This is a genomic window from Lysobacter arseniciresistens ZS79, from assembly GCF_000768335.1.
Classification (GTDB): domain Bacteria; phylum Pseudomonadota; class Gammaproteobacteria; order Xanthomonadales; family Xanthomonadaceae; genus Novilysobacter; species Novilysobacter arseniciresistens.
In genome coordinates this window covers 40,992-48,788 of sequence record NZ_AVPT01000019.1, presented here as the reverse complement: position 1 = coordinate 48,788, position 7,797 = coordinate 40,992, and the positions used below count along the sequence as shown (strand labels likewise).

The 7,797-nt window shown below is 66.9% G+C and carries 12 protein-coding genes; 2 read left to right on the top strand and 10 right to left on the bottom strand.

Going from position 1 to position 7,797, the window contains the following annotated elements:
* From N799_RS10090 to N799_RS10055, 9 genes are all read right to left on the bottom strand, one after another.
* Window positions 1-342 (bottom strand): hypothetical protein (locus N799_RS10090; protein WP_152597902.1); only part of this gene is annotated, 342 nt, incomplete at its 3' end.
* A 165-nt stretch (window positions 343-507) separates the two neighbouring features.
* A complete protein-coding gene (locus N799_RS10085; RefSeq protein ID WP_036211772.1) occupies window positions 508-759 on the bottom strand; it encodes a hypothetical protein in 252 nt (83 codons plus the stop codon).
* Window positions 752-931 (bottom strand): hypothetical protein, encoded by a 180-nt coding sequence (locus N799_RS15370; RefSeq protein WP_152597901.1) that lies wholly within the window; start codon window positions 929-931, stop codon window positions 752-754. The genes N799_RS10085 and N799_RS15370 overlap by 8 nt, the downstream gene beginning before the upstream one ends.
* A 526-nt stretch (window positions 932-1,457) precedes the next feature.
* Window positions 1,458-1,994 (bottom strand): hypothetical protein, encoded by a 537-nt coding sequence (locus tag N799_RS10080; protein WP_036211770.1) that lies wholly within the window; start codon window positions 1,992-1,994, stop codon window positions 1,458-1,460.
* A gap of 249 nt (window positions 1,995-2,243) precedes the next feature.
* A complete protein-coding gene (locus tag N799_RS10075) occupies window positions 2,244-2,702 on the bottom strand; it encodes a hypothetical protein (RefSeq protein ID WP_152597900.1) in 459 nt (152 codons plus the stop codon).
* A 97-nt stretch (window positions 2,703-2,799) separates the two neighbouring features.
* The gene (locus N799_RS10070) at window positions 2,800-2,997 is read right to left on the bottom strand and encodes a hypothetical protein (protein WP_036211766.1); all 198 of its coding nucleotides are present in this window, start codon (window positions 2,995-2,997) and stop codon (window positions 2,800-2,802) included.
* Window positions 2,994-3,236 carry a hypothetical protein gene (locus tag N799_RS10065; protein ID WP_036211764.1) on the bottom strand — a complete coding sequence of 81 codons (243 nt, stop codon included), beginning with the start codon at window positions 3,234-3,236 and terminating at the stop codon, window positions 2,994-2,996. The genes N799_RS10070 and N799_RS10065 overlap by 4 nt, the downstream gene beginning before the upstream one ends.
* On the bottom strand, window positions 3,233-3,460 hold the full coding sequence (locus N799_RS10060; protein WP_152597899.1) for a hypothetical protein: 228 nt from the start codon (window positions 3,458-3,460) through the stop codon (window positions 3,233-3,235). The genes N799_RS10065 and N799_RS10060 overlap by 4 nt, the downstream gene beginning before the upstream one ends.
* Window positions 3,457-3,660 (bottom strand): helix-turn-helix domain-containing protein, encoded by a 204-nt coding sequence (locus tag N799_RS10055; RefSeq protein WP_036211758.1) that lies wholly within the window; start codon window positions 3,658-3,660, stop codon window positions 3,457-3,459. Before N799_RS10055 ends, N799_RS10060 begins: the two co-directional genes overlap by 4 nt.
* Before the next feature lie 103 nt (window positions 3,661-3,763).
* On the opposite strand from N799_RS10055, the gene N799_RS10050 reads away from it, so the two are divergent.
* Window positions 3,764-4,132 carry an Arc family DNA-binding protein gene (locus N799_RS10050; RefSeq protein ID WP_081974950.1) on the top strand — a complete coding sequence of 123 codons (369 nt, stop codon included), beginning with the start codon at window positions 3,764-3,766 and terminating at the stop codon, window positions 4,130-4,132.
* Here the strand turns inward: N799_RS10050 and N799_RS10045 are convergent.
* Window positions 4,129-5,355: a site-specific integrase gene (locus N799_RS10045; RefSeq protein ID WP_052101444.1), complete on the bottom strand. Its 1,227-nt coding sequence runs from the start codon at window positions 5,353-5,355 to the stop codon at window positions 4,129-4,131. The genes N799_RS10050 and N799_RS10045 overlap by 4 nt on opposite strands.
* A 350-nt stretch (window positions 5,356-5,705) precedes the next feature.
* Here N799_RS10045 and N799_RS10040 point away from each other — a divergent pair, with 350 nt between their 5' ends.
* Window positions 5,706-7,796, top strand: a complete 2,091-nt coding sequence (locus N799_RS10040) for a tetratricopeptide repeat protein (RefSeq protein ID WP_081974948.1) — start codon at window positions 5,706-5,708, stop codon at window positions 7,794-7,796.
* The last annotated feature ends 1 nt before the right edge of the window (window position 7,797 follow it).

Sequence of the window (7,797 nt, the reverse complement as noted above, 5' to 3'; positions counted from 1 at the left end):
CATCGCCCGGCCGCTCTCGGTCGCGCTGGTGACGGGGCCAGTAACGTTGCCCATCTCGCGGGCCGCCGCACGGGTCGCCAGGCTTTCAATCTCGGACCGCAGGCCCGAAAGCTCGTCGGTGTGGTGTGCCTTGAACTGGTCGAAGGCGGTGTTGAGTTGGCCGATGGTCTCGGCCACGTCGGTGTTACTCATGTCGTGATTCCTCGTGTTGGGTTGCGCGGCACTGTCGGCCGCCATCTGCTGAAGCTCGGCCCGCGCTTGGCTAATCAGCTTCTTGGCCGCTTGGCCGCTGTAGCCCTGTTCGCGTAGTACCTGCTCCATCTTTCGTGCTGGATTGGTCATCTCTCGTCTCTCGGTTGGTGGCTACGTCTCGTTAGCCACGTCCGACGCCCGCGCCCTCATCTGCTGCGGAATCGCTCGCACAGCCGGTCGCCTGCCAACGTCGCGTTGGCAAGCCCCGAATCAGGTTTAGGTCGTCGCTGCCGGCGGGTGCCGGACTGGGTTGGGTTAGTGCGCCGTGGGGTTGTCGAATGCCACGCGCGCCACGTTGGCCGCCTCGCCGTCCGGGGCCACAAGGTCAACGCTGACCTCACTAAGCCCCGCGACTGACAACGCGGTTGTTACTCGGAACGATGCCCCGCGCTCGGATGCAACCGCGATGGCCGCAAATGCTTCGGGGTCTTCTGCCTTCATCTGACGACACGCCGCCGCGATCAACAACCGCGCAGCCTCCAGGTGGAGTTGAATCGGGTCACTCACGGCCCAGCCTCCAGAAATTGCGGGGTTTCAACTGGCGCAGCAGCCGCGCCAGAGCGTCCGGCGCCAACTCGGCGACCACCGCCACCCGCAGCGAACGCGGTAGCCCGTAGCCCGCCAGCAGCCGTTCAAGCTCGCGGCGCTGCATCGCGAATCGTTGCGTTGCTTCAGTCATGCCCCATCCTCCGCTCCCGGTGCGCCCGCTGGCGGCATCGGTCGCTGCAATACCGCTTGCGGCTGAACCACGACGCGCCCAGCAGCCCGCCGCATTGCGGACACAGCCGGGGCGGCGGCCATGTCACGGCACGCGCGGGTTTTTGGTCACGCTCGATCATGAAAAAGTGTCGAAAAAGCAAAGCGGTCGGGAACGGGCGGTCTAGGCCGGCGGATCGCCAGACTTTTGATACCCCTCCCATGCCGAGCACGGCAGTGGGCCGCGTGACCCCACAGGTCAGGCAGCCAGCGGCGCGAATAGATGCGCCCCTTTGACCGGGGGCGCGCGGTTGTCTGTAAGCCTGACGAGGCTGGCGGGGAGTGTCTGCGTTGGACCCGGCAGACTCGGGCGAACTCTGGAAGCGTGCCCGTGGGCAGCGTGGTGTGTCTCCCCGCCAAGGGATTGCACAACGCAAAACGGCCACCTCTCGGCAGCCGTTCGCGGGTGATCTGATCTCACCCTTACTAACAGAATAGGTTCCCGTTTTTCAGGGACTCCAATCAGCCTTGAGCCACTCGGGCAGATGCAGGTTGATCCCTCGCGCCTCGATCATCTGGGTGGCCAGCTTCCGGACTCGGATCAGCGTGGTGTAGCGGGTCTGAACATCACGGGCAATGTCGCGTTCATGGGTCGGGATCGGTACGCCATGCGTGCGGGCGATGGCCAGGGTGACGCCAGCGAATACCGCGTTGACCTTGATCTTGCGACCGGACTTGCTCTTTCGCAGCTCGGCCAGCACGGACCTAATCAGCCATTCGGATGGGGTCGCCGGTGCCATCCCCAGCAACATCCGAATCTTGATCCGCTCCCATAGCCGCCTAGCCTCGATCCCCATCATGTCAGGCGGGATATGCAGCACGCTGCCACCGCCGCCGAGCATCTCAAGGGCTGCGGGGTCGCCGCCACGGAACTCCAATGGGACCGGCTTTGAATCGGGATGCCGGGATGGGTCGTGCTGGTAGCCATCCGGAAAGGTCAGCTCCCGGAAGTCCACCTCTGCTATGTCCTTGTGGTCGTCACTCATTGCGCCCTCGCTTGCCGTCCATTACTTCCCGGCTGAAGGACGGCCCTTTTGGGGGGCCGCCCTCCAACCGGTGGCAGATAGTCAGCTAGTCAGATATCCGGCGTTCTGCCTTAGAAGCGCCGAATGGGTTTGATCACTTGCCAAGCCCATCGCCTGAAAGCCTTGCGTGGACTGGCTTTGATTGGGATTACAGGTAGGTGTAGGTGCAGGTCTAGGTGCAGGTACAACTACAGGTGCAACTGCAACAGATCAGCCGATCCTTACCAGCTCACGGACCACGCTGTACTGCGACGCCGGGGCCAGCACTTCCTGCCTTGCGCCGGTCAGTACGGTTCCAACGCGGCCGACGATCACGCGCTTTCTGAGCTGTTGAAGGTCGAAGCGATCGAATCGGTGAGGCAGAGCCAGCAGGCGCGCGTAGTCGCGTGCAAGGTCGCCACCGGCAGCCGCTTTGAACTGCCCCCCACGCCCCGGCTTTCCGCGTAGGGAAATGACGTTGTAGTACCTCGGCACCATCGCCCCGAAGTGTTCGCCCTGGTCCGCCACCTTGAACCACAACGCGAGTTTCGGAGTCCGGCCAAAGAGCTTGCCGGTCTTCCAGTGATCGAGAATCAGTTGATACTCACCCGGCGAGAGTAGTGCTGGAATATCCCCGGCAACCTCGCCGTCATTGCTTGAAACAATCCGTAAGTCAGGGGCCGCGCCCATAGTTGTTCCTCACGGGGGCCAGCAGTACACTGGCCCCGCTCATCGTTCGCCCGATAGCATCGAAGCCGTAGACGCCGCCAGCGTCTGCGGTTTCGCCTTATGCGGCTTCCTGCCGCCTCTGAGCTGCCAGTGAGGCCGACAGCCTCCGCAGCGTCGTATAGACCTCATAGACCGCCCTCGCGGCCATGTCGGCCCGTTCTTCCGTCGTGTCGTTGAACAGCTCGTAGAGCTGCCCTTGGGTGCGATCTGCCAGTGGAACCAGGCAGGCGCGGAGCTGGTGCGACAAGTCATTCATGCGATGCTTTCCTCTGATGAATTGGGGGCCGCGTCCGATAGAAGCCGCGCGTCGGCCTCGATCTCGTCCGCCACTTGGCCCATGAAGTACCAAAGGGCGTGCCACGGTCCCTGAAGGACGCCACCGCCAGCGATGACGCCGCCGCCAGCGATGGCCGAATCCGCCAGCACCCCGATGGCCTTGATCCCCTCCACGCGGGTGACGATGCGCTCGTAGGGGTCGGACTCGCGCCGGCTCATGGCTGCGCCTCCGGCTTCGGGTCTAAGCCGGTCATCACGGCCAGCCGGTCCAGCAAGTCGCTGGCAGCCCACACGCCACCCAGCACCGCACGGGCATCCTCCGGGCCAAGCATCTGCGATAGGTACGGGCCGATCATTTCCACGATGCCGCGTGCCCGCTCTACGCATTCCTGCGCTTCGTTCATGTCGAACTCTGGATAGGTGCTCACGGGATAGGCGTTCATGCGGCGTCCCTCCCCTGCGCCCGGCTCTCCAGCCGCTTGATGAAGTCCTCCAACGCCTTGGCACTCACCATCCGGCGCCGGCCGACCTTGAAGGTCGTCAGGTCGCCATCGGCGATGGCTCGGTAGAACTGGTTTCGGTTGAAGCCGGTCACGTCGCAGGCTTCGTCTACGGTGTAGCTCAGTCGCTTGGGAGCGTTCATGTCAGATGGTTCCACTTGGTGTTGCCGCGCGTAGTTACACGGTGAAGCGATAGTTTCACGGTGTAGCTATGAAGTCAACACACGGTGCAGCTATGCTCTGCACATGAGCAGAGACATAAATCCGTTCGGGCTTCGGATGCCCCCAGCCCTTAGGGAAAAGATCGAGCAGGCGGCCAGCGATGCGGGGCGTTCACTCAACGCAGAGATCGTTCATCGCCTAGAGGAGAGCTTCCCCAAGTCCTACGATCTGCTGGTGCTGGAGGGCCGACAGCGCGATCTAGCGGCGTTCAAGAGCCGCTTGGCGCATCTTCAGTGGAAGTGGCAGCGAGAGAGGGAGAACGGGACCCCCGACCCCGACCGGAGGGCCACGATCGACCGCGAGATGCGGGCACTGATTGACGCCATCAACACCTTGGAAGACGAGCTGACGCCGATGTATCAGAACGTCCCCCTGCCGGGCACGACTAGCTAGCGTCCTACCAGCACCTCAACCGCAGCCGCCCGGTGGGCCGGCGCGAGGTGGGCGTACCGCAAAGTCATCTTGATGTCGCCGTGGCCGAGCAGCTCGCGCACGGTGTTGAGGTCGATCTCGGCCATGACCAGCTTGGACGCGAACGTATGTCGCAGGTCGTGGAACCGGAAGCCCTCTAGCTCGGCAGCCTCGACCAGCCCGGCCCATGACTTGTTGATGTTCGTCATGCGCCCGCCGCCGGCTCCGGGGAACACCAGGCCGTCGCCCTTGCGCTGTTGCTTCCACCGTTTCAGGACGGCAGCAGCCTCCGAATTGAGCGGGACGTGGCGGGCCTTGCCGCTCTTGGCATAGCCGGCTTGCACCGTCACCCGCTTGGCCCTCAAATCCACGTCGGCCCAGGTCAGTTGCAGCAGCTCGCCGCGCCTGAGTCCGGTATTGATCGCCACCAGCACCATCGGCGCCAAATGGTCCGAATAGCCCTTAAACGCTCCCAGCGGTTCTCTACGGCGCACCTTTCGCCAAGCGTCCCCTGACAGCCGTTTTTCCTGCGCAGCCCTCTCGCGTCGATCCAGGGCCATCCTGAGCCGTTTCTCCTCCTTCGGCTCCAGATACCGCACCCGCTCTCCGATCTCGCGCTTGATCCGCTTCACGCCTCGGAGCGGGTTCACCGGCAGCAGGTCCCATTCCTCCGCCTTGGACAACGCCGCCTTGGCCCGGTCCAAGTCTCGGTTGATCGTGGCCGGCGTCCGGCCCTGCTTGATCCGCTTCACCTTCACCGCGTCGAAGTCCGCGCGGGTGATGCTGGTCAGTAGCTTGTCGTCCCACTCGGCGAACTGCTTTCGCAGCGATGCCAGCGTCGCCGCGCCTGCCTTGGCCGTGGCCTCAACGTGCGGCCCGTAGTGGTCAGCGAGGTATCGCCCCCACGTCAGCCCCCGGTCGGCCTGCCGGCGTTGCAGGGTGGACAGGGGCGCCCCGTGCTCGGCGATCTCTGCCAGCAGCTTGCGGGCCGTGGTCCTGGCGCCCTCCAGCGTCATCACGGGATGGTCGCCGACCGCCTTGGCCCGCCCCCTGCCCCACAGGACGCTATAGGTCCGCTTTCCGCTGGGCAGCACCCGCAGGGCCAAACCGGGGACCGTGGCGTCGCGCAGCCAGTACGGGCTAGGCTCAGGCTTCGCGGCCTCGACCTTGGCGCGGGTCAGCGGCAAGCGGGTGATCGTGGGCATTGTCCGCTCCGTGTCTGCAAAATGTCTGCAAAACACAGAGTATCGCGAAACGGTGCGAAACCGAATTACCCACTAGATCAGCAACTTACGCTGTAACCCACTGACCTCAAACGGGTATCAATTAGGTTCGGGACGTAGAAGTCGCATGTTCAAATCCTGTCTCCCCGACCAATCAATGCAGAACGCAAACAAGCCGGCCCAGCGCCGGCTTTTTCGTGTCCGGCTACCGGAGTGTCCGTCCTACGGCGGGCCTCGCAGGGCCGATCCCGTGGCCTGTTCGTGACCCCCGTCACGTAATATCCCGCAACCGGCCAAGTGGCCGGCGCAGTACCACAGGGGGAAACACCCAGATGACCTACGCGCGCCGAATGCGGCTGTGCGCCGCCGTGGCGTTTTGCCTGGGGAGCGCGACGCCCGCCGTCGTTGCGGCCGGGCCGTACGCGCCCGCTGCGGCCGGCGACTCCGCCGACACCAGCCCGTCGGCCGCCGCCGCGCTGGAACGTGCCGCGCAGGCACGCGCGCGCGGCGACTGGCTCGACGCCCTCGCCATCTACGAGCGGCTGCAGGCGGCCTCGCCCGCCGACGGCGACCTGTACCGCCTGCGCACGCTCACCCTCGCCGACCTCGGCAGCGCCGACCGCGCCTGGGCGCTGCTGCAGGCACGTCCGGAGTTGTTCGACCGCGCCGAGCATGATCGCCTGCAGGCCAACCGCATCGCCCGACTCGCGGTCTGGGGCGGTACGCGCCCGCTGTCGGAGTCCGACCGGCTGCGCGACATGCAGCGCGCCGAGGCCGCCGCCGCCCGCATACCCGGGCCGGCCACCGCGCGCCGGCAGTTCGACCGGCTGGTGGTCCTCAACGGGCTGGAGCAGCACGAACAGGCCGCCGCGCTGTACCGGACCCTGCGCGACAGCGGTGTCGAACTGCCGCCCTACGCGTTGGCCGCGGCTGGCGACTCGCTGCTGGCCAGCCGCCACCCGCGCGAAGCGGCGGAAGCGCTGGAACAGGCCGTCGGCGCCCTGCCCGACGACATCGACACCCAGGTCGTGCTGGCCTACGCGTATCTGGAAAGCGGCCGCCACGAGGATGCCGACGCGCACCTGTCGAGCATCGTCGCGGCGCAGCCGGCATGGCTGCGCGCGCCCGGTGCCCGCATTGCGGACCCCAACTGGAACCGCTACGCCGCCGAGACCAACCTGGCGATGGTCCGCGCCTACTCCGAGGATCCCGCCACGGCCGAGGCGATGCTTGCGCCGATGGCGGCGATGGCGCCGTCCAGCCCCGACCTGCAGGCGAAGCTCGGCATCGTCGCCCTGCAGCGCGGCCGCCCGACCGCGGCGCTGCGGCGTTTCGAGGTCGCCCACACGCAGGACCCGCGCAATCTGGAAGCGCGGATCGGCCGGGTCGAGGCACTGGCCGGGCTGGGCCGCCTGCGCGCCGCCCGCGAAGCGCACGACGAACTGCTCGCCACCTGGCCGGACAACGTCCACGCGCGCCGGCTGCACGACCAGTTCCGGCAGCGCACCGGCTGGCAGGTCGATGCCGGTTTCGAGTCCGGTCGCGGCGATGGCGACGGGGGCGTGGCGGCCTCGCCGCTGGGCAACCGCGACGGCGGCCATGACGTGTCGGTGTACTCGCCGCTGCTGGGCGACCGCTGGCGCGTCGGGGCGTTCCGGCAGGAGCGCTGGGCCGAGTTCGACGAGGCGGGCGGAGGCCGCGTGCGAGACCTGCGCCACGGCATCGGCCTGCGCTACCGCCATGACCGGCTCGACTGGGAGCTGCAGGTCGCGCGCAGCGACGAGCGCCGTGCCGGTTCCCCGTCGGTCGACGCCACCGGCGCGGGACTAACCGCGGGCTGGCGATTCAACGACCACTGGCAGGCCCGCATCGAAGTCGCGCATAACGCGCCCGGCGCGTCGCTGCAGGCGCGCGAGGCCGGCATCCTCGCCGACACTGCCGCGATCGGGCTGCTGTGGGCGCACGACACCCGCACCGGCCTCGGTGCCGAGCTGCGGCAGTGGCGCTACGACGACGGCAACCGCCGCGAGTCGCTGTCGCTCGACGGCCACCACGCCGTGCTGGTGCGGCCACGGCTGCGGCTGGACCTGTCCGGCCAGGCCCACACCGGCCGCGGCAGCCGCGACGACGCGCCCTACTTCAACCCGTCGCGCGACGCCGGCTGGACCGTCGGTGCCCAGCTGGAAACCCGCCACTGGCAGCGCTACGACCACGGCTTCGCCCAGCAGTTCGGGCTGGCCGGCGGGCAGTACTGGCAGGACGGATCCGGCAGTGCGTGGGTGCCGTCGGCGCACTACCGGCACGTCTGGGCGCTCGGCCACGGCCGCAGCCTCGACTACGGCGTGACCTGGTCGCGACCGGTCTACGACGGCAACCGCGAGCGCCGCGTCGCGTTCGACATCCGTTTCCACTGGGGGGAGTGAG

What these genes read in the sequence shown, in the direction of transcription:
- N799_RS15370 (WP_152597901.1), bottom strand. Translation starts at nt 931, where the DNA reads ATGACTGAAGCAACGCAACGATTCGCGATGCAGCGCCGCGAGCTTGAA.
- N799_RS10060 (WP_152597899.1), bottom strand. Translation starts at nt 3,460, where the DNA reads ATGAACGCCTATCCCGTGAGCACCTATCCAGAGTTCGACATGAACGAA.
- N799_RS10070 (WP_036211766.1), bottom strand. Translation starts at nt 2,997, where the DNA reads ATGAATGACTTGTCGCACCAGCTCCGCGCCTGCCTGGTTCCACTGGCA.
- N799_RS10040 (WP_081974948.1), top strand. Translation starts at nt 5,706, where the DNA reads ATGACCTACGCGCGCCGAATGCGGCTGTGCGCCGCCGTGGCGTTTTGC.
- N799_RS10080 (WP_036211770.1), bottom strand. Translation starts at nt 1,994, where the DNA reads ATGAGTGACGACCACAAGGACATAGCAGAGGTGGACTTCCGGGAGCTG.
- N799_RS10050 (WP_081974950.1), top strand. Translation starts at nt 3,764, where the DNA reads ATGAGCAGAGACATAAATCCGTTCGGGCTTCGGATGCCCCCAGCCCTT.
- N799_RS10065 (WP_036211764.1), bottom strand. Translation starts at nt 3,236, where the DNA reads ATGAGCCGGCGCGAGTCCGACCCCTACGAGCGCATCGTCACCCGCGTG.
- N799_RS10075 (WP_152597900.1), bottom strand. Translation starts at nt 2,702, where the DNA reads ATGGGCGCGGCCCCTGACTTACGGATTGTTTCAAGCAATGACGGCGAG.
- N799_RS10045 (WP_052101444.1), bottom strand. Translation starts at nt 5,355, where the DNA reads ATGCCCACGATCACCCGCTTGCCGCTGACCCGCGCCAAGGTCGAGGCC.
- N799_RS10055 (WP_036211758.1), bottom strand. Translation starts at nt 3,660, where the DNA reads ATGAACGCTCCCAAGCGACTGAGCTACACCGTAGACGAAGCCTGCGAC.